Annotated in this window: 29 protein-coding genes and 1 riboswitch; of the genes, 16 read left to right on the forward strand and 13 right to left on the reverse strand. The window is 27.2% G+C overall.

All coding sequences use genetic code 11. The annotated features are described in order from the left end of the window. Positions 1-816: a TraX family protein gene (locus ACTG47_RS08860; RefSeq protein ID WP_479926879.1), complete on the forward strand. Its 816-nt coding sequence runs from the start codon at positions 1-3 to the stop codon at positions 814-816. A gap of 222 nt (positions 817-1,038) precedes the next feature. Here ACTG47_RS08860 and ACTG47_RS08865 read toward each other — a convergent pair whose 3' ends face one another. After that, positions 1,039-1,662 (reverse strand): flavodoxin family protein, encoded by a 624-nt coding sequence (locus tag ACTG47_RS08865; protein WP_479926880.1) that lies wholly within the window; start codon positions 1,660-1,662, stop codon positions 1,039-1,041. Between the two features lie 166 nt (positions 1,663-1,828). Between ACTG47_RS08865 and ACTG47_RS08870 the strand changes: the two genes are divergently transcribed. Then, entirely contained in the window at positions 1,829-2,161 is a 333-nt protein-coding gene (locus ACTG47_RS08870; protein ID WP_479926881.1) for a winged helix-turn-helix transcriptional regulator, read from the forward strand. Between the two features lie 116 nt (positions 2,162-2,277). Here the strand turns inward: ACTG47_RS08870 and pcp are convergent, their stop codons facing one another. The 7 genes from pcp to ACTG47_RS08905 form a co-directional block, all read right to left on the reverse strand. Further along, positions 2,278-2,919 (reverse strand): pyroglutamyl-peptidase I, encoded by a 642-nt coding sequence (gene pcp, locus ACTG47_RS08875; protein ID WP_479926882.1) that lies wholly within the window; start codon positions 2,917-2,919, stop codon positions 2,278-2,280. A gap of 20 nt (positions 2,920-2,939) precedes the next feature. Next, entirely contained in the window at positions 2,940-3,872 is a 933-nt protein-coding gene (locus ACTG47_RS08880) for a DUF979 domain-containing protein (protein WP_169470086.1), read from the reverse strand. A 21-nt stretch (positions 3,873-3,893) separates the two neighbouring features. Beyond that, a complete protein-coding gene (locus tag ACTG47_RS08885) occupies positions 3,894-4,559 on the reverse strand; it encodes a DUF969 domain-containing protein (RefSeq protein ID WP_479926883.1) in 666 nt (221 codons plus the stop codon). 212 nt (positions 4,560-4,771) lie between these two features. Next, positions 4,772-5,368 carry an N-acetyltransferase family protein gene (locus ACTG47_RS08890; protein WP_479926884.1) on the reverse strand — a complete coding sequence of 199 codons (597 nt, stop codon included), beginning with the start codon at positions 5,366-5,368 and terminating at the stop codon, positions 4,772-4,774. A 205-nt stretch (positions 5,369-5,573) separates the two neighbouring features. After that, positions 5,574-6,050 (reverse strand): flavodoxin domain-containing protein, encoded by a 477-nt coding sequence (locus ACTG47_RS08895; protein WP_479926885.1) that lies wholly within the window; start codon positions 6,048-6,050, stop codon positions 5,574-5,576. Between the two features lie 2 nt (positions 6,051-6,052). After that, positions 6,053-6,463 carry an FMN-binding protein gene (locus ACTG47_RS08900; protein ID WP_479926886.1) on the reverse strand — a complete coding sequence of 137 codons (411 nt, stop codon included), beginning with the start codon at positions 6,461-6,463 and terminating at the stop codon, positions 6,053-6,055. After that, positions 6,447-7,067, reverse strand: a complete 621-nt coding sequence (locus ACTG47_RS08905) for a TetR/AcrR family transcriptional regulator (RefSeq protein ID WP_479926887.1) — start codon at positions 7,065-7,067, stop codon at positions 6,447-6,449. Before ACTG47_RS08905 ends, ACTG47_RS08900 begins: the two co-directional genes overlap by 17 nt. A 343-nt stretch (positions 7,068-7,410) precedes the next feature. Next, positions 7,411-7,454: riboswitch (PreQ1 riboswitch) on the forward strand. A gap of 101 nt (positions 7,455-7,555) precedes the next feature. Between ACTG47_RS08905 and ACTG47_RS08910 the strand changes: the two genes are divergently transcribed. The 12 genes from ACTG47_RS08910 (at position 7,556) to ACTG47_RS08965 (ending at position 16,528) form a co-directional block, all read left to right on the forward strand. Next, the gene (locus tag ACTG47_RS08910; RefSeq protein ID WP_479926888.1) at positions 7,556-8,524 is read left to right on the forward strand and encodes a nucleoside hydrolase; all 969 of its coding nucleotides are present in this window, start codon (positions 7,556-7,558) and stop codon (positions 8,522-8,524) included. Position 8,525: 1 nt separating this feature from the next. Then, positions 8,526-9,089, forward strand: a complete 564-nt coding sequence (locus tag ACTG47_RS08915; protein ID WP_479926889.1) for an ECF transporter S component — start codon at positions 8,526-8,528, stop codon at positions 9,087-9,089. Between the two features lie 7 nt (positions 9,090-9,096). After that, positions 9,097-9,786, forward strand: coding sequence for a radical SAM protein (locus ACTG47_RS08920; protein WP_479926890.1), 690 nt, complete (start codon positions 9,097-9,099; stop codon positions 9,784-9,786). A gap of 160 nt (positions 9,787-9,946) precedes the next feature. Continuing rightward, positions 9,947-10,675 carry a DNA alkylation repair protein gene (locus ACTG47_RS08925; protein WP_479926891.1) on the forward strand — a complete coding sequence of 243 codons (729 nt, stop codon included), beginning with the start codon at positions 9,947-9,949 and terminating at the stop codon, positions 10,673-10,675. Positions 10,676-10,688: 13 nt separating this feature from the next. Then, positions 10,689-11,342, forward strand: coding sequence for a DNA-binding protein (locus ACTG47_RS08930; protein WP_479926892.1), 654 nt, complete (start codon positions 10,689-10,691; stop codon positions 11,340-11,342). A gap of 25 nt (positions 11,343-11,367) precedes the next feature. Next, a complete protein-coding gene (locus ACTG47_RS08935) occupies positions 11,368-12,237 on the forward strand; it encodes a hypothetical protein (protein ID WP_479926893.1) in 870 nt (289 codons plus the stop codon). Positions 12,238-12,252: 15 nt separating this feature from the next. Next, positions 12,253-12,924, forward strand: a complete 672-nt coding sequence (locus ACTG47_RS08940; RefSeq protein ID WP_169470098.1) for a response regulator transcription factor — start codon at positions 12,253-12,255, stop codon at positions 12,922-12,924. Next, positions 12,914-14,146, forward strand: a complete 1,233-nt coding sequence (locus ACTG47_RS08945; RefSeq protein WP_169470099.1) for a sensor histidine kinase — start codon at positions 12,914-12,916, stop codon at positions 14,144-14,146. Before ACTG47_RS08940 ends, ACTG47_RS08945 begins: the two co-directional genes overlap by 11 nt. A gap of 155 nt (positions 14,147-14,301) precedes the next feature. Continuing rightward, entirely contained in the window at positions 14,302-14,619 is a 318-nt protein-coding gene (gene trxA, locus ACTG47_RS08950; protein ID WP_021384467.1) for a thioredoxin, read from the forward strand. Positions 14,620-14,635: 16 nt separating this feature from the next. Beyond that, entirely contained in the window at positions 14,636-15,514 is an 879-nt protein-coding gene (locus tag ACTG47_RS08955) for an NAD(P)/FAD-dependent oxidoreductase (protein WP_479926894.1), read from the forward strand. 271 nt (positions 15,515-15,785) lie between these two features. After that, positions 15,786-16,154 (forward strand): ArsR/SmtB family transcription factor, encoded by a 369-nt coding sequence (locus ACTG47_RS08960; protein ID WP_479926895.1) that lies wholly within the window; start codon positions 15,786-15,788, stop codon positions 16,152-16,154. Positions 16,155-16,156: 2 nt separating this feature from the next. After that, the gene (locus ACTG47_RS08965; RefSeq protein ID WP_054270176.1) at positions 16,157-16,528 is read left to right on the forward strand and encodes a NifB/NifX family molybdenum-iron cluster-binding protein; all 372 of its coding nucleotides are present in this window, start codon (positions 16,157-16,159) and stop codon (positions 16,526-16,528) included. A gap of 134 nt (positions 16,529-16,662) precedes the next feature. Here the strand turns inward: ACTG47_RS08965 and ACTG47_RS08970 are convergent, their stop codons facing one another. Then, on the reverse strand, positions 16,663-17,118 hold the full coding sequence (locus ACTG47_RS08970; RefSeq protein WP_169470102.1) for a hypothetical protein: 456 nt from the start codon (positions 17,116-17,118) through the stop codon (positions 16,663-16,665). Positions 17,119-17,156: 38 nt separating this feature from the next. Further along, positions 17,157-18,422, reverse strand: coding sequence for an ArsB/NhaD family transporter (locus ACTG47_RS08975; RefSeq protein WP_479926896.1), 1,266 nt, complete (start codon positions 18,420-18,422; stop codon positions 17,157-17,159). A 468-nt stretch (positions 18,423-18,890) separates the two neighbouring features. On the opposite strand from ACTG47_RS08975, the gene ACTG47_RS08980 reads away from it, so the two are divergent. Further along, positions 18,891-20,342, forward strand: coding sequence for an alanine/glycine:cation symporter family protein (locus ACTG47_RS08980; protein ID WP_479926897.1), 1,452 nt, complete (start codon positions 18,891-18,893; stop codon positions 20,340-20,342). 197 nt (positions 20,343-20,539) lie between these two features. On the opposite strand, the gene ACTG47_RS08985 is transcribed toward ACTG47_RS08980, so the two are convergent. Next, positions 20,540-20,968: a hypothetical protein gene (locus tag ACTG47_RS08985; RefSeq protein WP_479926898.1), complete on the reverse strand. Its 429-nt coding sequence runs from the start codon at positions 20,966-20,968 to the stop codon at positions 20,540-20,542. Between the two features lie 279 nt (positions 20,969-21,247). Between ACTG47_RS08985 and ACTG47_RS08990 the strand changes: the two genes are divergently transcribed. Next, on the forward strand, positions 21,248-21,862 hold the full coding sequence (locus ACTG47_RS08990) for a hypothetical protein (protein ID WP_479926899.1): 615 nt from the start codon (positions 21,248-21,250) through the stop codon (positions 21,860-21,862). Positions 21,863-22,035: 173 nt separating this feature from the next. On the opposite strand, the gene ribH is transcribed toward ACTG47_RS08990, so the two are convergent. After that, on the reverse strand, positions 22,036-22,497 hold the full coding sequence (gene ribH, locus ACTG47_RS08995; protein ID WP_021384489.1) for a 6,7-dimethyl-8-ribityllumazine synthase: 462 nt from the start codon (positions 22,495-22,497) through the stop codon (positions 22,036-22,038). Between the two features lie 106 nt (positions 22,498-22,603). Continuing rightward, positions 22,604-23,797: a bifunctional 3,4-dihydroxy-2-butanone-4-phosphate synthase/GTP cyclohydrolase II gene (locus ACTG47_RS09000; protein WP_479926900.1), complete on the reverse strand. Its 1,194-nt coding sequence runs from the start codon at positions 23,795-23,797 to the stop codon at positions 22,604-22,606.

Here is a 23,797-nt window from a genome sequence, read left to right on the forward strand (position 1 = left end):
ATGGATTTTTTTAAAAAAGGTATAAATGGGTTTACTATTAAGATATTGGCATTAATATTTATGACATTTGACCATATAGCAGCATTTATGCCAGAAACAATGCAAATACCTATTTGGTTTCATTGGATAGGTAGAATATCAGCACCTTTATTTACATTTATGGCAGTGGAAGGATTTTATCATACTAGTAACAGGAAAAAGTACATAACTAGATTGTATATTTGGTCTGTTATTATGGCAATAGGAAATCAAATAATTAATAATGTATTTCCACATCCAGAAGGGCTAATAATTATAAATAATATTTTTGCAACATTATTTTTGACAGCAATTTATTTACAAGCAATAGAATTTATAAAGAAATTTAAAAAAGAAAGAGAAGTAAAATATCTTATTATAGGATTATTGATGATAATAGCCCCTATAATATTAGGAATATTCGCAATAACTATACTTTTCAAATCAGCTAATAGGATTCTCGCTTTATTTATGACATTAGTACCAGTTCCGTTTTTAGTAGAAGGTGGACCAATTCTTATTACACTTGGAATTATTTTTTATTTGTGCAGGGAGAAGAAGCTTAATTTAAGTATTTGCTATATTTTAATGTGTATATTTATATTTATAACAATGGCAAATGGAGATTTTAGTTTAAAAAATTCTACTTTACAAAATTACCAATGGATGATGGTTGCTTCTCTACCTTTCATGCTGCTTTACAATAGAGAAAAAGGTAAGAGTATGAAATATTTATTTTATTTATACTATCCAGTCCATATATATGTGTTGTATATTTTAGGGATATATTTAATATAATTTTAAAATATAAAATGTGTGTAGTAAAACACTTGTGTTAAAAAATAGCATTGAATATAAGTACAATATCACTGGAACTTGAAACTTTTTAAGAAAAAATAATAAAACAGAGATTTGATATATATATACCTAATAACTCTGTTTTATTATTTTTTTGTAATACATATTTTTATTTATAGATTAGTACTTTCATTTTAACAGATTCCATTGTATTTTCATTATCTATTTTATAAAATTGGTCATAACTTTCTCTTCATATTGTGGTTTTTTAATTCCAGCTTTATTACCCGCTGAAATACATTTAAGAAGCCATGCCATGTTTTCGCCCAAAGTTCGCATGGTTTGTAAGCCTTCTTCGTCTTTCATAACATCCTCTGGCGTAAAACCATGTACTTGATTCCAATACTGTGATGATACAATAGGCATATTACTGATTGAAAAATATTTGTTTAGTTGGTCAAATGTTGCAGTTGCACCACCACGTCTACAGGATACAATTGAAGCACCTAATTTTGTAGACATGCGACTTCCAGCTACGAAAAATAGACGGTCAAGAAACGAAGTTAATTGGCCACTTGCACTAGCAAAATAAACAGGAGAACCAATAATAATACCATCAATATTATCAAGTTCTTCAATTAATTCATTAACCTTATCATTACAAATACATTTTCCAGTTTCAAAACAAGATGAACAGGCAATACATCCTGGGATTGCTTTTTTACCTAAATACAGTATTTCTGTTTCAATATCATGTTTATTTAATACTTTAGTAATCTCAGTTAATGCTGTATAAGTACATCCATATTGGTTTGGGCTACCATTAATCAATAAAACTTTCATCATAAATTTCCTCCAATAAACTTTATTTAATAGGTTTTTGCCTATATATTACACCTCCTATTATCAAATTGACTTTCAATTATTCTTACACTATAATTTTATTATAAATTATCTTAAAAACAAGTACGCACATTTTTGTTCAGTACTAACCAGAAGGAGAGTGTAACATATGGGTATAGATTATATATCAAATACAGATTTAAGTGAAACAGGATTTAGTTATACACTTTCATTAATTAATGGCAAATATAAAATGATAATTCTTTATTGTCTTGTAGAATTTAAGGTTGTCAGATATAATGCATTAAAGCGTTACATAAATACCATTTCTTATAAAACCTTGAGTTTATCATTGAAAGAATTAGAGGCAGATAACTTGATTATTCGCACTGAATATCCTCAAATACCTCCTAAGGTAGAATATAGCCTATCAGAAAGAGGAAAATCTTTGATTCCAATTTTAGATGCAATGTGTGAGTGGGGAGAGAATAATAGAATTTAATTTTATATTTGTATGTATTATAAAAAGACTGTGAGTAAAATTATCTAAACAAATTTACTCACAGTCTTTAGTTGGACGACTCCTATTTCCAATTTATAGAAATGCTAAAAGAGTCATTATGAAATTTCACCACCAATTTCTTCTATATCATTTTTATAGATAGTGCAAGCTTCTATAGCTAATTCTAAGCCTTTAACTATTTCCTCTAGAGACATAAATGGTGTGTTTTTTTTGTCTATTATCTGTGAAGTCATATATGGTATGTGTATAAATCCTCCTCTTATATTCGGATATTTTTTGTCTATCATGTAAAGGATTCCATACATTACATGGTTACAAACAAATGTACCTGCAGTGTTTGAAACACTTGCTGGGATTTTATTTTCATTCATATGTTTTACCATAGCTTTTACAGGTAATTTTGAAAAATATGCAGGTTGACCATCTTCTTTTATAACAGTGTCTATAACCTGATTACCTTCATTATCTTTTATTCTAAAATCATCTACATTTATAGCAACTCTCTCAGGTGTAATATCAAATCTACCTCCAGCTTGTCCAACTGATATTACTATATCTGGATTGTGTTGTTGGATAGCTTTATCTATAGCTTCAACAGATTTTGTCATAACTGTTGGTATGGTTATTTTTATAATTTCTGCACCATTTATATTATCATTAACCCTTTCAACTGCTTCTTGAGCTGGATTTATTGGTTCTCCACCAAATGGGTCAAATCCTGTTAATAAAACTTTCATTATATTACCTCCTAATTGTATTAAAACCCTAAAAAATACATTACTAATATGTGAGCTATAATTAATATCAAAGCAACTGGTGCTTGGTATTTTATAACAATGTAGTCATTTTTGCATTCAAGTAAAGCTGCTGGAACTATATTAAAATTAGCAGCCATTGGAGTAAGTAAAGTTCCACAATATCCTGCTGTTAATGCTAACGCTCCAATTATAGCAGGATTTCCACCTTGAGACAATACAAAAGGAATTCCAATTCCTGCCGTTATGACTGAAAATGCAGCAAATGCATTTCCCATTATCATAGTAAATATAACCATACCTAAGACATAAGCCATAACACCAAATAATCTATTATCAGCAGGGACTACACCAGATATCATATTTGAAATAACTTCACCAACCCCAGCTTGAGTAAATAGAGCTCCTAATGCGACTAAAAGTTGTGGTAGCATACTAGCAGGACCCATTTGTTGAAGTAATCTTGAGCCATCTTGAACTGAAGTAGTAGGCTTTGCTTTAGTTATTATAAGAGCTGATATTAATGCAATTATTGAACCCACACCTATTGCAAACTGTGAAGAATTGTCAAAATTAGTAAGGCTCATAGCTACAACTACTGCAGCAAATGCTAATATTAATGATGGTATAAATATTTTATTTTTAAGTTTATCTGCTTGTTCTTTTCCAAAATTCTCATTTGGTTCTTCATATTTTGCAAATACAACTTGTTTAGAAAGTGTCAATAAGCTAGATAATATTAGTATTATTCCTATTATATTGGCTGGAATCAGTCTACCAAATATGAAGGGTAGTGATATCAGTATCCAAAATAATGATGTACCATATTTCTTATTGTTATCTATTGTAGTAAAAGACCTATATGCTATTACCACCATCAGAAAACCCATCAGTGCATAAAAAATTTCTAATGATATATTTATAAAATTTTGCATTTTTATTCCTCCTAAATAAATCTATCTCTTGTGACTCTTATTTAATTTTTTATCATATAAAGTAAATTGAATTGTAGCAACTACAAGTGCTATTACTGCCATGATAATATTGGACTTTACAATGTTAAGCCCAGTTACATTGTATCCGAATTGAGTCAGCGTAGAGGCTATAAGTAATACTCCACTACTACCTGCAAATAGATTTTGACCATAAAAGTTTCCATAGTTTTCTGATGCAGCAGACAATGCTTTTATAGCTTCTTCATCAGATTCTTTTAGTTCATCACTATTGCTTAAACCAGCAGCTTGTGCCATAGGGTTAACAAGTGGTCTCACAAACTGAGGATGTCCACTCATTCTTATAGATAGAGCACCAGCTATTTGCCTAGCTATCATATATATAGTAAGTACTTTTCCTGTTGTAAGTCTCTTTAATTTTTCTATTAGAGAAACTGCTCTTTGCTTCAATCCATATCTTTCTAATACACCAATTACTGGCAATGTTAGTATGAATAATGATACACCTCTATTTGAAACGAAAGAGTCTCCTAAGATTGTAAAAATTTGATTAAAGTCTAATCCCGCAACAATTCCTGTTGCTATGCCTGCTAATAATACAGTAAATAGCGTATCCATTTTAAGTATAAAACCAATTACGACTATCAATATACCAATTAATTTTATCATATATTATTCTCCTTCCATTTTTTTATATTTTTAATTTAAATTTACTTAGCAAATAAAGATAAACTCTTTTTATAGTATTTGCTTTAATAAGACTATTATTATAAAATTTAAGAAAAAAATAGGAAAGATGTTTAAAATATCAAAATAAATATTTTAAACATCTTTCCTATTTTTTCTTTTGTTCATATTTTATAGATTGAATTATATTAAATTTAAAGTGATATTAAATTAATATTATCATTCAAAATAACGTCTATTTCTTCTGAATTAACCTGCTTAATTGTTTTTATAGAATTAGGATTTGTAGAGTGATTGCCTATATGTTTTTCAAATAACATAACATCATGCCAACAATCAAATTTATACCCTGTATTGTGATAAATTCCACATAGTTTGAAACCAAATTTCTGATGAAGTTTTTCACTTTTTATATTTGGTGATGTAATACTGGCATATAAATTTTGAATATTTTGTAATTTCAATATGTTTATGATTGAATTATAAAGAGCAATTCCTATCTTATGAGTAATAAATTTATTATCAACATAAATTGATAATTCAACATTCCATTGATAAGCAGTTCGTTCATTGTGTTCATGGGCATAAGCATATCCAACAATTTTTTTATCAATTAAACAGATTAGGTAAGGATATTTTGAACAAATTTCTTTTATTCTATTTTTAAAATCATCAATACTTGGAATGCTATATTCAAAGGTAATTGCTGTATTAGTAATATATGGAGTATATATTTCTAATATTTCTTCTGCATCCATTTCATTAGCCATTCTGATTTCAATATGTTTCATAAATACCATCTCCAATATAGTAAATGTAGTAGAATTTTCTTATATAATACATAGGTCTGAATAAATATAAGAAAATATTGTATAATATATAATATTGTATAGGTATATAACTATTTTATCAATATTTATAAATTTTAGAGTATATTTATAATACTACATTGTAGATAAATTTTTTATTTTATAAGGAGATTTGAAATAAATAATTTTAGTTATTAAAATTTCTTAAAAAATCATCTATATTATCCTGTAATATTTTAAAACTATCATAATTACATTTTGCAACAGACTTCATAATAAGCTTATCTAAAAAATTCATTCTTTCTAATCGAGCTTCACTGCCAAAAATTCCAATTGCATTTACATTTTCTAATAAAGATGCTGGAAAGTTTGATTTTAGATATTTATCTGCTTGTTCAGAAAAGCCACAACAAAGGAATACACCAACTCGTTTTTTGTTTAATAATTCTATATTATCATTACACAATACACGAATTTTTTTTGAAACTGAGCCAACATATATAGAACTTCCAATAATAATTGTATCAAATTTTGATAATTCAATTTTAGTATTACTATCATTGATGTCAATAATAGTGACATTGTCTGATAGTTTATTTTTTAATATATTTGCACAGTCTTTTGTACAACCATATTTACTTGAATATATAATAATAGTATTCATATTTATTCTCCCTTTCGTAAAGCATTTTCTATAGCTTTTCTTATAGTATCACTGCTATAAGTTGCAGAAGTTATAGCATCTACTTTTAAAGATTGTTGTTCAACTATACTTTTTATGATTTTTTCAGCAGGTTTACCTAAAAGAGTGTCATGCTCTAGTATCTTAATATTTTTGATTTTTCCATTATTAACTTCAACAGATACAGTAGCTTTTACTAACTTATTATCTGCACTTCCTGTATAAATACCATTTTTCACATTAGAAGGACTTATATTTTTTACTACTAATTTTTCTGGTTTTAAGTTAGTTACAATTAAAATAATAATACATATAAACACAAGAAATAGAATGATAGATAGTTTAAAAGTTATTAAAAGTCTTTTTTTCTTATTAGTTTCATTGTGGTTTCTCATTGTAAAGTCCTCCTACTAAAATATCTAAGAAACTCTCTATAATTTGAGTAAAATTGTCTAAAGAATATAATTGATTCTCAACAATACATAAAACAAATCCTAATAGTGCACTTATAAGCATCCATGAAGTTTTATCTACATTCTGTTTAAATATACCTTGTTCAATACCAAGAGAAAGAAGTTCGTCAAGTATTTTTATCCCATTATTAGTAGGTTCACTGTTTGTATTTTCAGATGTAAATATAATATTCATCCTACTATGCATAATAGCTTTTGACATTTCTGGTTCACTAGAAAGAGTTTCTATAAAGCTAGTCATAATTTCTATGATTTGCTTATCTATTGGGAGAGATGAGCAATTATGTATAATATCAATAGCATTGCTTTCTACAGTATCATAAAGTTTTTTTGTCATATCGCTAATAATCTCCGCTTTGTCTTTGTAGTAAAGGTAAATTGTAGTTGGAGAATAATCTATTTTTGAAGCAATTTTTCTTATTGATAAGTTTTCATATCCATGTTGATTGATAATTTCGATGCTAGCATCCATAATTTTTTTCTTCATTTCTGTTTTTTCGTTTTTGCGTCTTTCTTTAATACTCATATAATCACCTCATAACTTAACAGTGTTAATTTAATTTACAACGTAATTATATGCTTTATATTTAATGTTGTCAATAAGCTATTAATAATATAATTTAATAGATTTTTGTAGCTGAAATATTGAAGTTATTAATTGTAATATTTCAACTATTGTTGTATAATAATAATCGGTTTAAAGGTGCCACATTTTGTTAAAGTTGGATTATAATTTTAAATAAACTTTAACAAGACACATTAAAATATAATAAATTCTTTTATACTACAAAAGGTATTTTGTAGCTATTAAATCAGATGAAAATTTTTTGGAGGTCTACAATAAATAGACCAAATTCATAATCTTGACATCTGTACTTGTTCGAGAACTCCAAGTATAAAAAACTAAGGAATTATATAGTGGCAGTATATAATTAATACCCTTAGACACACCTTTTTGAAAGTGGAAAAAAGATGTGTAGTTCTCCTCGACCACAAATCAAGGAGGATAAAAGTATGGAAAAAAGAAAAGTAATAATTGATTGTGACCCAGGAATTGATGATTCTTTGGCCATTCTTCTGGCTTTAAATTCACCAGAGCTAGAAGTACTTGGAATTACCACATGTTGTGGAAATGTTCCAGCAAATATAGGTGCAGAAAATGCACTAAAAACACTTCAAATGTGCTCTTCACTAAATATACCAGTATATAAAGGAGAGGAAGCACCACTAAAAAGAAAACTTGTAACAGCTCAAGATACACATGGAGAAGATGGTATCGGAGAAAACTTTTATCAAAAAGTGGCAGAAGCTAAAGTAAAAGATGGGGCAGTAGATTTTATAATAAATACTTTACATAATCATGAAAAAGTATCAATAATAGCACTTGCACCACTTACAAATATAGCCAAGGCACTTATGAAAGATAAAAAAGTTTTTGAAAATCTTGATGAGTTTGTATCTATGGGAGGAGCATTTAGAATTCACGGAAACTGCTCTCCAGTAGCAGAGTTTAACTATTGGGTAGACCCACATGGAGCAGATTATGTTTACAAGAATTTATCTAAAAAAATTCACATGGTAGGTTTGGATGTAACTAGAAAAATTGTACTTACTCCCAATATTATTGAGTTTATAAATAGACTTGATGAAAAAATGGCAAAGTATATAATTGAAATAACTAGATTTTATATTGATTTCCATTGGGAGCAGGAAGGAATAATTGGGTGTGTGATAAATGACCCTCTAGCAGTAGCTTACTTTATAGATAGAAGTATCTGTAAAGGGTTTGAATCATATGTAGAAGTTGTAGAAGATGGTGTAGCTATGGGCCAATCTATAGTTGATTCTTTTGATTTCTATAAAAAATGTCCTAATGCAATTGTTCTAAATGAAGTTGATGAAAAGAAGTTTATGTATATGTTTTTGAAGAGGCTTTTCAAAGGTTATGAAGACATTATAGACTCTGTGGAAGGAGTGATATAGTGTGAAAAGAAAAATCTGTGTAAAAACTATTACACTTATAGCTTTTGGTATCTCTATAAATATAATAGGGGCATTTATAGCTATGGGATTAAGATTACCTATATACTTAGATTCGATAGGAACTATAATGATAGCATCACTTTTAGGTCCTAAATATGCTGTAATTACAGGTGTGTTTGGAAGTTTAATAAGTGGAATTACATTTGATGTGTATTCTCTTTACTTTGCGCCAGTTCAAATATCAACAGGTTTGCTTGCTGGAATAGCCTTTAAAAAGAACTTTTTAACAGGATTAAAAACTCCATTAGGGGTATTGTTATTTGCTATTCCAACATCCATAGTAAGTTCAATAATTTCAGCGTTTCTATTTGGTGGTATGACATCATCAGGTTCTTCCTATATAGTACAAATTTTAAAAGTGTTAGGGTTAGGAGATGTATTTAGTGTATTTGTAACTCAAGTATTCACCGATTATGCAGATAAATTGGTAGCAGTTGTTTTAGTGAATTTGGGATTAAATGCAGTTCCAAAAACTTTGAAACTATCATTGACTGGAGGAAGATAGGAGAAAAATGGATAGATATAGTGAAATAACAAATAAAAATCAAAGAGAAATTGTTTTGCTTAAAGGATTTCCTTGTGTGTGGGGAAAATGTTCTTTTTGCGATTATATAGATGATAATTCTAACTTGGAAGAAGAAATGAATAGATTAAATATAGCGGTTTTGAAAAATATAACTGGAAAATATGGAGTTCTTGAAGTTATAAACTCTGGTAGCTGTTTTGAGCTACCTAAAGATACTCTATCAGAAATAAAATGTATTATAAAAGAAAAGAAAATAAAAAAAATGTTTTTAGAAAGTCATTGGTCTTATAAAAATAGGATTAAAGAGATGAGAGACTATTTTGGAATTCCTATAGTATTTAAAATTGGAGTTGAGACCTTTGACAATGATTTTAGAAATACTGTTTTAAATAAAAATGCAAAATTTAAAACACCACAAGAGGTAAAAGACTATTTTGATTCACCTTGTATTATGGTAGGAATTGAAGGGCAAACAAAAGAGATGATAGATAGAGATATAGAGATTATATTAAATGAGTTTGAAAAAGCAACTGTGAATGTTTTTATAAATAATTCTTCTAGTGTTAAAAGAGATGAAGAGTTAGTTAAGTGGTTCACTAATAAGTATAAATATTTAGACGAAAATCCAAATATAGAGATTTTATACAACAATACAGATTTTGGTGTTGGAGATTAGTAAAGTTTTAAGAATGTGTTATATTGTAGTAAATATTAATTCAGTTTAAATTTTAGCTTAAAAAATTTAGTTTGTTTTTAAAAAGGCTTCTGATACTTGGAAGCTTTTTTTTATGGATTTTTATGTTACAATAAGAAAAAAGGAATTAAGGAGTAACTAAATGATATTTAGTAGGGAAAAATGGAGTAAATTAGATTATAAAAAACTCCTGGAATATATGAAATCTATACAAGATAGCGAATATAGAGACTTTAATAAAAAGCTCATACCAAATGCAGAAAATATAATAGGTATCAGGGTTCCTAATTTAAGAGAGATATCCAAAGAAATAAGTAAGGGAAATTGGAAGGAATTTTTAGATATAGCAGAGGATACATATTATGAAGAAACAGTATTACAAGGTATGGTAATAGGTAATATAAATAATACCTTTGAAGAAACTCTATATTATATAGAAAGGTTTATACCTAAAATTAATAATTGGTCAGTTTGTGATGGATTTTGTTGTGGTTTGAAACATACAAAAAAATATAAAGAAAACATGTATGATATACTTAAAAAATATGTTTATTCAGAAAATCCATGGGAAATTAGATTTGCATTAGTTATGTTTTTAATATATTATGTTGATGATAAACATATTAAAGAAATCTTTGAATACTGTAATAATATACAAAGTGAAGAATATTATGTTAAAATGGGTGTGGCGTGGTTGCTATCAAGTTGTTTTATTAAATATGAAAAAGAAACATTTTTCTATATAAAAAACAATAACTTAGACGATTTTACTTATAATAAAATGTTGCAAAAAATAATAGAGTCTACTAGAGTAGATTCAGAAAAGAAAAATATAATAAGAGGTATGAAGAGAAAGACAAGAAGATATTGACGGAGGAGTATTAATGAATAACAACGAGGAAAGAATTGATAAATTTTTAGAGCTTCAAAGCAAGGGAATTGAGTTTACAGAAATAGCTCAAAATCTAAAAATTAGTCAAAGTACTTTAAGAAATTTTTTAAATAAAAAAGGATATAAATCAGAAAAAGGTAAATACATATTAAAAGACGAATTAAATTATAATGAAAATTTGGATAAGATAGACTTGGAAGAAGAAAAAAATAAAAAAAGTATAAGTAATAGAAAAAAAGTAAGCACCAAAAAAAAGAATTCTAATGAAAAGGTTTTGAACAAAGACATTGAACAAATAAAGTTTAATGAAACTGATTTAAAGAACACAAAATCAAAAAAAAATGTTAAGCCTAAAAAAGATAGAAAAATAAATATAACTCAAGAAGACTTAGATAAGCTTTGTGAAGTATATGATTGGTATTTAGAGGTAAAAGATTATAATATAAAGCCAAAAAAAATATCTAATAAAAAAGATGTACATATAGATAATGAATCCATAGAGGAATTAAAAACAACAAGAATACGTATAGATAAAGAAATATGGAATGATTTTGAAAGGCTTTGTAGTAATTCAAATTTTGAAAAACATCAAATACTTACACAAGCGTTGAAAGAATTTATGAAAAAATATAAAAATCTACTATAAAATATTACTATATGAGGTGCTTAATATGAATAAGATAGTAAAAAAATCAATTTTTTTAATGATTATATTAACAATATTTATTTTTACACTTACAGCATGTGAAAAAGATGAACAATCTGACTCAGCCGATATTCAATCTGAAGATAAAGACGATTCAGCTGGTATCCAAGTTGAAGATAAAAATGAGGTAAGAATAGATGAGACAAATGCAAAAGTATTGAATATAGGGAAATCAGAGATTATAGATGTAGATGAGGGTGATAAAGTAGACACATCCACAAAGGTAGAAAATAATTCAACATTTAATATATCAAATGTTGAACTGATATATAATGAATATGATGAGAATAAAAAAATTATTTCCTCAGACAGTAAAGCCTTGTTAGATATGACTTTAATGCCTGGCAAAGTTGCTTATGTAGAGTGTGGGCATAAAACTTTTACAAAAAGTGTAGAAGTTTATGCATATGAGTATGAAGCAGAGGGTAAGATTGTATATGTTAATTTAAAAGAAAATACTATTGATATAAGAAATAACAATATTAAGCTAGAAAATAGTAGTCAGTATGAGGTATTATCTACATCAGAACTTAAAAAAGTAAATGAATCAAAAGAAGGAATCACATATCAAATAAAAGTAAAAAATTCATCATCAAAAGACTTAGGAAATATTATTCTTAAGACAGCAGAAGTTAATGAAAATGGAGAATATTTAGTGGTAAATCGTGTACCATCATATAAAATTTTAAAGGCTTCAGAAGAGACAGATATAGATATACTATGTTCAACAAAAGCAAAAAGTGTTGAGATAGTAGGATATACATATGATGATATAAAAGAAAAAGCCAATGTAGATATTGACTTAAAATCTCATAAAGTTAAGATAGACAAATAAAGGCAGGGGATATTTATGAAGGTTTTGGTAGTTGAAGATAATAAGGTACTTTTAGAAAGTGTAGTAGAAGAACTTAGTAAGCATTTTGAAACTGAAAAATGTGAAGATGGAGAAGAAGCCTTATACTTAGTTAATCAAAATATATACGATTTAGTTATTTTAGATTTAATGCTGCCTAGCATAAATGGAATTGATATTTTAAAGAAGATGAGAGTTAATAATATAGATACACCTGTACTTATATTGACAGCCAAAGAAGCATTAGATGATAAAGTAGAAGCATTTACTATAGGAGCTAACGATTATTTGACAAAACCTTTTTATATGGAAGAATTGGTAGCAAGAGTGTATGCTATATTAAGAACTAATGGAAAAATAAAAGAAAGAAATGGAATAGAATTTAAATCTTTATATTTGGATACATTAGAAAAAAGAGTGTATATTGAAAAAGAAGAAATAAAGTTACAAAATAAGCAGTTTAACTTGCTTGAATATTTTGTGTTAAACAAGGGTTCAATTTTATTAAAAGAACAGATTTATGATAGAATATGGGGAATTGATTCAGATGCAACCATTGAGATAGTTGAAGTATATGTAAGTAATCTAAGGAAAAAACTCAGTAAATATGGGTATGATAAATATATTAAAACTAAGCGTAAGGTAGGATATATATTCGATGATAAATAAGAATGTATTCACTAGTACTAAAAATCATCTAATAAAAATGTATATTGTAGTAGTAGGTAGCTTTTTAATAATATTTTCTATATTTATATACTCATATTTTAGAGGGTTGACATATAGTGGAATTGATAGTGAGATAAATGATGAACTTGAATATATAGTTTCTCAATTTAAAAGAACCTCGTTTTTGAATCCAATAAGACTTAAAGACCCAAAAGATATGGTATATGTATATGAAGATGGTAGAATAAGTTACTATACTCAAAATGAGTATTTTGATGAGTTACTTCCAAATAGAAGATTGGATAAGAAAAATTCATTTTTTAAATATACAGAAAATGGATATACCTTTAGGGAATTAAATGTCGATGTAGGACGATATCAAATACAGATAATTAGAAATATAGACTCTGAGATGAATTCTTTAAAGCAACTTACATCTGTTCTTATAATTGGAATACTGATTTCTGTAATAATTACTTACTTTGTTGCTGTATATCTTACTAGAAAAGCTTTAATTCCAATAGAAACTGCATGGAGAAACCAAGCTAAGTTTATACAAGATGCTTCTCATGAATTAAGAACACCAATAACAATAGTTTCGTCAAAGTTAGAAAGTATGTTAAAATCCCCAGAAAGCACAGTAAATGATGAAGTTGAAACAATAGCCACTGCAATGAAAGAGACTAGAAGGCTTAAAAAAATGATAACAGATTTGTTGTCTCTTACTAAAGAAGATTCTATTGTTAAAGTTAACTTAGAAGAAGTAGATTTAGAAAGATTGCTAGAGGAAATATCAGAAGATTATATTGATATTGCTGAATTTCAGGAAAAGAAATTTATATTTAACTCTGAACTTAAGAATAAAGTTATAATAACTGATAAAAATAAATTAAGACAACTTATATTAATTTTTATTGATAATGCTTTTAAATACACAAGACAAGGTGATGAAATAGTATTAGAATTAAAAGAAGATATAGAAGATGAGGTTATTTTACTTATAAGTGATACTGGTATAGGAATAAAAAAAGAAGAAATACCTCTTATATTTGATAGATTTTTCAGAAGTGAAAACGTAAGAAATAAAGACTTGGAAGGTTCTGGAATAGGTCTTTCGATAGCTCGTATGATTAGTTTAAATTTGTTTATTGAAATAAATGTAACTTCAGAGATAGGCATTGGAACTACATTTGAATTATCAATACCACAAAAGTTAAAATAATAAAAATATAAAAATCTGTTTTTAGAAATAAAGAATGGGTATACTAATTAGTATAAAATAAAATATAAAAAGACCCTATAAAAGTAAAATTATATTTATGAATTTCATAGTATAATTGTATAGGGATAATTAAAGTTTATAGGAGGATTAAAAAAATGGCAAAAGTTATAAATACATCTGAATTTAGAAGTAGTGTTGAAGGTAGTAAAGGAGTAGTTGTAGTGGATTTCTTTGCAACTTGGTGTGGACCTTGTAACATGTTAGGACCAGTATTTGCAGAATTAGGTGAAGAAATGAAAAATGAAGCTAGATTTGTAAAAGTTGATATAGATGAGAGTTTAGAAATAGCTCAACAATTTAGTGTATCTACAGTACCAACTATGATTATATTTAAAGATGGAGAACCAGTAGAAACACTAATTGGATTTATGCCAAAGAACAAAATTGAAATGAAAGTAAAATCATATTTATAAAAAATGGGTGAATATTATGAGATATGATATAGCTATAATAGGCAGTGGTCCTGCTGGATTATCTGCTGCTATAAATGCGAAAATAAGAAATAAGACAATTATCATGTTTGGTAGTGATAATTTAAGTAATAAGCTTGTTAAAGCTCCTTCAATAGATAATTATTTAGGTTTTTATGATATAAGTGGAGATGAATTAAAAGACAAGTTTAAATCACATATAGATAGTATGGATATTTCAATTGAAAATAAAAGAATAAATAATATTTATGCTATGGGAGAATACTTTGCAATAATGTCTGGAAATGATATGTATGAAGCTACTACTGTGATTCTTGCCACTGGTGTGGAATACACTAGACCAATTAAAGGCGAAGAAGAATTTCTAGGAAGAGGAGTAGGGTATTGTGCTACATGTGATGCACCACTTTATAGAAACAAGAAAGTGGCAGTTATAGGATATAATGAAGAATCTAAAGAAGAAGCAAATTTTTTAAGTGAACTAACTTCAAAAACTTATTTTATACCTATGTACAAAAAAGAGAATCTTATGAGAGGTTCAGATAATTTGGATGACTCTATTGAAGTTATACATGACAGACCAGTACAAATAGATGGAGATAAACTTGTAAACAAAATATCTTTTAAAGAAAACCACATTGAAGTTGATGGAGTATTTGTTATAAAAGATAGTACAGCTCCAAGTGCATTGATTCCTGGTATAGAAATTGAAGGTATCCATATTAAAGTTGACAATAATATGAAGACTAGTATAGATGGATGCTTTGCTGCTGGAGATTGTGTTGGAAAACCATATTCTTATATAAAAGCAGCTGGTCAAGGACAAATAGCAGCTTTAAATGCTGTTTATTATTTAGATAAATTAAAGAGAATTTAATATTTATATTGAGTAACTTTTTAAACATATTTATAAAAACTGTCTTAAAATAATTTTATTATTTTAAGACAGTTTTTTGTTTGTTAATTACTCCTATTTAAACTATTTTAATGTATTTTTAAGTATATTCATTTGAAAAATTTCTAAAGTTATAATAGTAAATATCTAGGTTATTTATAATAAATTCCAAAATTATAAAATAATGGTTGAAAAATCTAATTAAGAGTACTATAATTTAATTAAGTAATTACTTAATCAAAAAGAGGTATTTATGGAAAACTTGGTTAAAATATTTAAAGCATTGAGTGATGAAACTAGGCTTAACATACTTATATTAGTATCTAAGAGAAACATTTGCCAAAAAGGAATTTCTAAATATCTAGGAATTTCAGATTCTGCTGTTTCACAACATATAAAAATATTAAAGGATGTTGGAATAATAACAGGGCATAAAGAAGGATACTACGTTTTATATCACATTAATAAAGAATCATTTAATATATGTGTAGATTTTATAAACTCTATGTTAAGCAATTCTAGTGAAAGCTTTATAGATGTATTTGATATGAATACAATACATCTAGGATGCAGTAAAGAATGTAAATCTATTAAAAAATGTTGCAAGAGAAGGGAGAAATAATAATGAAAGTATGTATACCAGTAGAAGAAAATAAAGGATTGGATAGTAAACCATATGGTCATTTTGGCTCTGCTCCAATTTTTGTTGTGTGTGATTTAGAAAGTGGAGAAGTTAAATCTCTAGATAATGGAGATTTAGGTCATGAGCATGGAAAGTGTCAACCTCTAAAAGCATTATCAGGTACAGTTGTGGATGCAGTAGTAGTTGGAGGAATAGGACAAGGTGCTATAGTTAAATTGAATGGTATGGGAATCAAAGTTTATAGAGCTGAAGCAGATACTATAAGTGCTAATCTAGACTTACTTAAAAATGGAAAATTAGTAGAGTTTCCATCAAATCATACTTGTTCACATGATGGATGTGGACATCATTAAAAAGAAAATAGCTGATGAAGCATATGCTTCATCAGCCATTTTCTTTTTTTAATAAATAAAGTTTTGCATTTTCAATACTAAAATTTAAGCTCTCATGATTTTTGGTAGATTCTAAAATTTATAAGTACACTAAGTTAGATTTTTTTTGTATGTTGTTCTATATAGTTAATATCATTTAGTATGTCATTAAGTTCTTTGTTAAGAGTTTTTAAATCATCACCATCCACATTGTAGTTTAAAAATAGTTCCTCTACATTATCAATGATAGAATTAACTTTTCTAGTAACTTCAACAAATGTTTTAAAGTTACTACTATTCTTAGCGTTTAAAAATTTGTTTAAATCCTTTGATATAAATGATACTATTTCATATTCATCGTTAAACAGACCTCTACCAATAGGATATGGTTCAATTCTTTGTAAAAAATATTGATCTTTAGCATTAATATTATAAGTGTAAGATATTTCCCAATCGTCTCCTAAATCAAACTTGATAAAATACAATGTACTACTTACTTTTGATATTTTTGTGGCTCCAAGTTGCCTTAAAAGAACTTCAATTGAATCTCCTTGAACAGTATTAATATTCATATATACACATCCCCTTTAGTATTATTATACTATATTTTTTAAAATTTTATAATTAAATAAACAGTAGATATAATAATAGATATAATCATAAGTGGAAAACCTATCTTAAAATACTCTTTAAAAGATATAGGATGCCCATGTTTATTACCTATACCTGCTAATACAACATTAGCAGATGCTCCTATTAGTGTACCATTTCCTCCAAGACAAGCTCCAAGAGATGTTGCCCACCATAATGGCATGACATCAATTCCTTCAGCTTGCATAGTCAAAATAAGAGGAATCAATGTTGCAACAAATGGAATATTATCTAAGAAAGAAGAAACTATTGCTGATAACCATAATATTAATAACATTGTAAATACAATATGGCCTTCTGTAAGTCCAATCAATGCTTGAGCTAATTTGTTTATTATGCCAACTTCTACTAATCCACCAACTACTACAAACAATCCCATGAAGAATAAAATTGTAGACCATTCAATACCTGCCATAATTTCATCTACATCTTGTTTTCCTATAAGAAGCATTATAGATGCTCCTGCTAGCGCAACAACAGAAGAGTCTATGTGGATTGTGCTGTGAAACATGAAACCAAAAAGTATAAATGTTATTAATATAAGACTTTTTATAAGTAATGGTTTGTCTTTTACAGATTTTTTTTCATCAAGTTTTAATATTGCATTTTTAGCTTTCTCATCTACAATAAGTTGTTTGCCATAAATAAATTTGAAGCATATTATAGTTACAACAAGTATTACTATAACAGCAGGACCTAAATTTATTACAAAATCCATGAAACTAAGATTAGCAGCACTACCAATCATAATGTTTGGAGGGTCACCTATAAGAGTAGATGTTCCTCCTATATTGGAAGCTAAAATTTGTGTTATTAAAAAAGGAACTGGATTAAGTCCCAATATTTGTGTAATAACTATAGTCATTGGACCAATAAGTAAGACAGTGGTAACATTATCTAACACAGCAGATAAAATAGCTGTTATAATAGCAAAACAAATCATTATTTTCCACGGGTCTCCTTTGGCTTTTTTTGCAGTCCAGATAGCTATGTATTCAAATAGCCCTGAGTTTTTGACAACAGCGACAAATAGCATCATACCAACTAATACACCAATAGTATTGAAATCTATATGGCTCAATCCTTCATCAAGTGTAAGTATATTGAATATTATCATTAATAGTGCACCACCAACAGCTGCTACAGAGCGGTTTACCTTTTCTGTAATAATAGCTGCCATAACTATTAAAAATATACATATAGCTATTATTTGTTGAAATTCCATAATATAAGTACCTCCATTTGTATTATTTTGTGCCTAATGCTAGTACTATATATAGTATTACTTTTTTATTGTTTTTTCAATGGATGCATAAAAGTATATTATTTAACAAAGTTTCTGAAAAATTGACAGAATTTAAAGAAAATTTCTGCTATTTAAATAAATTTTAAAACAACTTCATTACTAATAATATTAAACGACAAACAAAAAAATATACTCTTAAAGATAGAATTTATTGTATTTAATAGTAATTATAAAATATTAAATATATCTATATTATAGAAATAATAAAAAAAATTTGATTTTGAATATAAAACTGCAATATATTAAAAAAATTATTCATTTCAAACCTTGTAATTTGATTTTATAAATATTATAATTAAATTAATGAATTTTTAACAAGGAATTATTCATTTTTTTGATTTTAAGATTTATTAAGAAAACAAAACTAAATAGGGGGTAATTAATATAATGGATTTTTTAAATGGTATTTTAACAGGTATTAATAATACGGTAGTATTTGTAAACAATTACTTATGGTCTTATATTTTAATTATAATGCTGGTTGTAATTGGTATTTACTTTACTATTAAAACAAATTTTGTACAATTCAGATATTTTATAGAAATGTTTAGGCTTCTGGGTGATGGTACAGCAAATAAAAATGCAAAAAAGGAAGGAAAAATATCTTCATTCCAAGCGTTTTGTATAAGTACATCTTCAAGAGTTGGTACTGGAAATATAGCTGGAATAGCAATTGCAGTAGTAGCAGGTGGTCCTGGTGCTGTATTTTGGATGTGGCTTATAGCATTAATTGGCTCTGCTTCAAGTTTTGTTGAGAGTACATTAGCTCAGATTTACAAAGTTAAAAATGGTCAGGCTTTTAGAGGTGGACCAGCATATTATATGGAGCAAGGTCTAAATAAGAAATGGATGGGTGTTTTATTTTCAATACTTATAACTATATGTTATGGTTTTGTATTCAATGCAGTTCAAGCTAATACTGTTTCGCTTGCATTTAATAATGCATTTGGAATAAGTAAAATGGCTATGGGAATAGGTCTTGGAATTTTAACTACAATAGTTATTTTTGGTGGAGTACATAGAGTTGCAAAAGTTTCTGAGATAATAGTTCCTGTGTTTGCAGGATTATATATATTAGTCGCTCTAGCTATAGTTGGAATGAATATAACAGAGATACCAAAAATTATAGCATTGATAGTTGAAAGTGCATTTGATTTTAAAGGAATGGCAATTGGTACTTTTATGGGAGTTGTAATGACTGGAGTGAAGAGAGGTCTATTCTCTAATGAAGCAGGTATGGGTAGTGCTCCTAATGCTGCTGCAACAGCACATGTAACTCATCCAGTAAAACAAGGTCTAATTCAATCTTTAGGTGTTTTTACTGATACTATAATCATATGTAGCTGTACAGCATTTATGGTATTATTATATTCAGATTATGCTAGTAGTGGAGCAACTGGAATTGAGTTGGCTCAAGAAGCTTTAACTCATCATATTGGACCAATGGGGAACATATTTATAGCAGTTTGTATATTCTTATTTGCATTTAGTTCTATAGTAGGTAATTACTATTATGGTGAATCAAATATGGAATTTATGAGTGGAAGTAAGACTAAACTTAATATATTTAGAGTTTTCGTTGTTGGTATGGTTTTATTTGGTTCTCTTACTCAAGTAGAAGTAGTTTGGAATCTAGCAGATTTATTTATGGCATTGATGGCTATAATAAACTTAATTGCAATCACGCTTTTAGGAAAGTATGCCTTCATTGCTTTAAAAGATTATACAAGTCAAAAAAAATCTGGAATAAAAGACCCTGTATTTATTGCAGATGAAATAGAAGGTCTAGAAAATGTATCAGAGTGGCACAATGAATTACCAGAGGAACATTTAGGATAAAAATCATGAAACTATTTTGATAGATTAGAATATATGTAAGTTATATGAATAAAATGTTTAATTAATTTATATTACTGGAATTTTTAATTCCAGTAATATTTTTTTGTTATATAGTTTATTTCTTATCAAAAGTTTTTATTTCTTAAAATAGTTTACTTACTATAAACTTTATCCTAAGATTTATTTTCTTTAAAATGTTATATAATTAAGTCTTGTAAATTGTCTTCAAAACTTTCTAAGTAATTACAAAATGATCTAAATTCTTCTATTGTTTTGATTTCTTGTAAATTTCTCAAATCTATCATTATATTACTATATTTATGCAACATAAAACTCATATCATATAGTTCACATTTAACAAATCCATATTGATAACTGTACTTGTAAGGTTCATATTTTGAAAAATTTGATTCAAAGTATTTTATTTTAGCGTAGCACAATTTGTGTATGTTGAACAAAAGAGCCAGGACAGATTCTTTAACTGCAAACTTGTGTGTGAAGTATTTTATAGTGTGATATTTATCATGTTTAAACTCCCAAATCAAATTCTCATTTAAAGTAAGAGAATATTTTCTTATAAGGTTGCGTTTATCTAGTGTTAAATCTTGTATTGAATATGTTTTCATAATTTATTCTCCTCATAAATATTTAATAAGCACATATTAAATCATAATATTTTATTGTCACTTACTCTTAATTATATTGTATTGTATATTAAAAAAATAATAAAATAGATAATTAGTATAGTATTAATATATGTTATAAATAAAAACAATAGCTTCAATAGTAATATATATATTTTTGTGGTATTTTATATTTAGAATCGTATTTATAATTATTTTAATATTTTTAAAGTAACCTTGATGATTAATTTATATTTTAGAGGTTTGGAGGGGGTATGTAAATTGTTCAATAAGAAGGAATATATTGTTGTAGTATGCCGTGATTGTTTTGTATTTTATAATAAAGATAATGACTTAAAAGAGTGTGTATCATTTTCAATACAACCTATTCCAAATGTGCCTTTTTATCACTATCTATTTGAAGGAGAGACTGAAAAATTTATTAGGGATATACAAACAAAAGTTTCTATTAAGAAATCAGCTTTGTATATATTAATTCCAGATGATGCATTAAGTATAGATATAAAAATATTGCAAGAATTTTTTATGCAATTAGGATGTCGAAAAATAATTTTTTCTAAACAAAATATTGTTTTGAGTAATTGTGAAGAAAATTATATTTCAATATCCTTTACAAGTAGAGCAGTTGCTATTTCGTATGTAAAAAATGGAGGAGCTGAAGCATTAGATTTTTTTGATTACAATGAATTTGACTTTAAGAATCTATCTTATATCATTAAAAACTTACATAATGATTGTGTGTATTCTGATTTAAAAATATATGTGAATAATATGGGAAGTTCTAATAATTATGAAAATATTGGTAAGATAGTTCAGGTAGATGATATTATAAATAATTTCAAAAAACTATATATTGAAAAAAATACATCAAGATAGAATTTGTTAGTATCTAAAAGTATACAGGTTTTATATACTCTAATAGGTAAGATTTTAGATATATATTATATTTGAAATTATTGAGTACCAAAAGAACAAATATATTTTGTCCTTTTGGTACTTAGTATTTTATGTTATTTAGACAGATTTTAATATTTAATAAATACTACTATTTAATCTAACGATTTAAATAAATTTACCATCTCTAATGCACTCATAGCACAATCATAACCTTTATTTCCAGCCTTTGTACCTGCTCTTTCAATAGCTTGTTCAATATTTTCTGTAGTTACGATTCCAAATATAACAGGTAATTCATTGTCTAAAGATACTTTTGCTATCCCTTTAGATACTTCGCTACATACATAATCATAATGAGATGTAGCTCCTCTTATAACACATCCTAAACAGATTATAGCATCATACTTACCACTTTTAGACATTTTTTGAGCGACAAGAGGAATCTCAAAAGCTCCAGGTACCCAAGCTATTTCGATGTTTTCTGGAGAAACATCGTGTCTTAAAAGGCAATCTTCAGCTCCTGATAAAAGTTTTGATGTTATAAATTCATTAAAACGAGAATTTATTATACCTATTTTTAAATCTTTTCCAATAAGTTTTCCTTCATATATCATTTTTTATTTCCTCCAATTTTATTTATGTTGTAGATTTATATTTATAGAAATCTTTAATATTAATTGCAAATAATTACTTAGTAGAAAAAAACTTTATATTAATAACTTATATAATATCCAACAGATGTCCCATTTTATCTTTTTTAGTTTTTAGATATAACTTGTTAAAGTCATTAATCTCTTCATTAATAGGAACTCTATTTTCTATTTTTATCCCATATTTCTCTAACTGATTTATTTTATCAGGGTTATTACTTAAAAGACTTATACTTTTTATATTTAGATTTTTTAATATTTGAGCAGCCATATAGAAATCTCTCATATCTTCTTCAAATCCAAGCATTAGATTTGCTTCTACAGTATCATAACCTTCTTCCTGAAGTTTATAAGCTTTAATTTTATTTAAGAGACCAATACCTCTACCTTCTTGCTTCATATAAATTAAAACACCATTTCCATTTTCTACGATTTTCTTCATAGATGATTCTAATTGCAATCCACAATCACATTTTAAAGAGTGGAACACATCGCCTGTTAAACATTCAGAATGAAGTCTAACTAGAGTATGTTCTTTATTTATATCTCCATAAGTAAGGGCAATATGTTCTTCATTTGAATAGGTATCTTTGTATCCTATGATTTCAAAATTACCATATTTTGTTGGAAGGAAAGCACTAGATACCTTTTCTATAGTAGTTTCATTTATTTTACGATACTCTATAAGGTCTTTTATAGTAATGATTTTTAAATTATGTTTTTCTTTAAAAATCATTAAATCATCAACTCTTGCCATTGTACCATCATCTTTCATTATTTCACAGATAAGGCCAACTTCTTTAAAACCCGCAAGTCTAGCTAAGTCTACAGAAGCCTCTGTATGTCCATCTCTAACAAGTACTCCACCAGTTTTTGCTATTAGAGGAAAAATATGTCCAGGAGTTTTAAAATCTTTACTTGTAGAATTCTCATCACAGAATAATTTTACAGTTTCAGCCCTTTCATAGGCAGATATACCAGTTAGCGTATCTGCACCATCTATAGTAACAGTAAATGCTGTTTGGAATGTATCTGTATTTTCCCTAACCATAAGAGGTATATTTAAACTTTTAAATTTTTTTTCAGTCGCAGGTAAACAAATTAGACCTCTACCATATGTAGCCATAAAATTTATTGATTCAGGGGTAGCCATCTCAGCTGCCATCAGTAAATCTCCTTCGTTTTCTCTACTTTCATCATCAACAACGATTATCATTTTCCCATTTTTTATATCTTTTATAGCTTCTTCAATAGTATTAAACAT

It is taken from the genome of Clostridioides sp. LIBA-6622 (assembly GCF_056716095.1).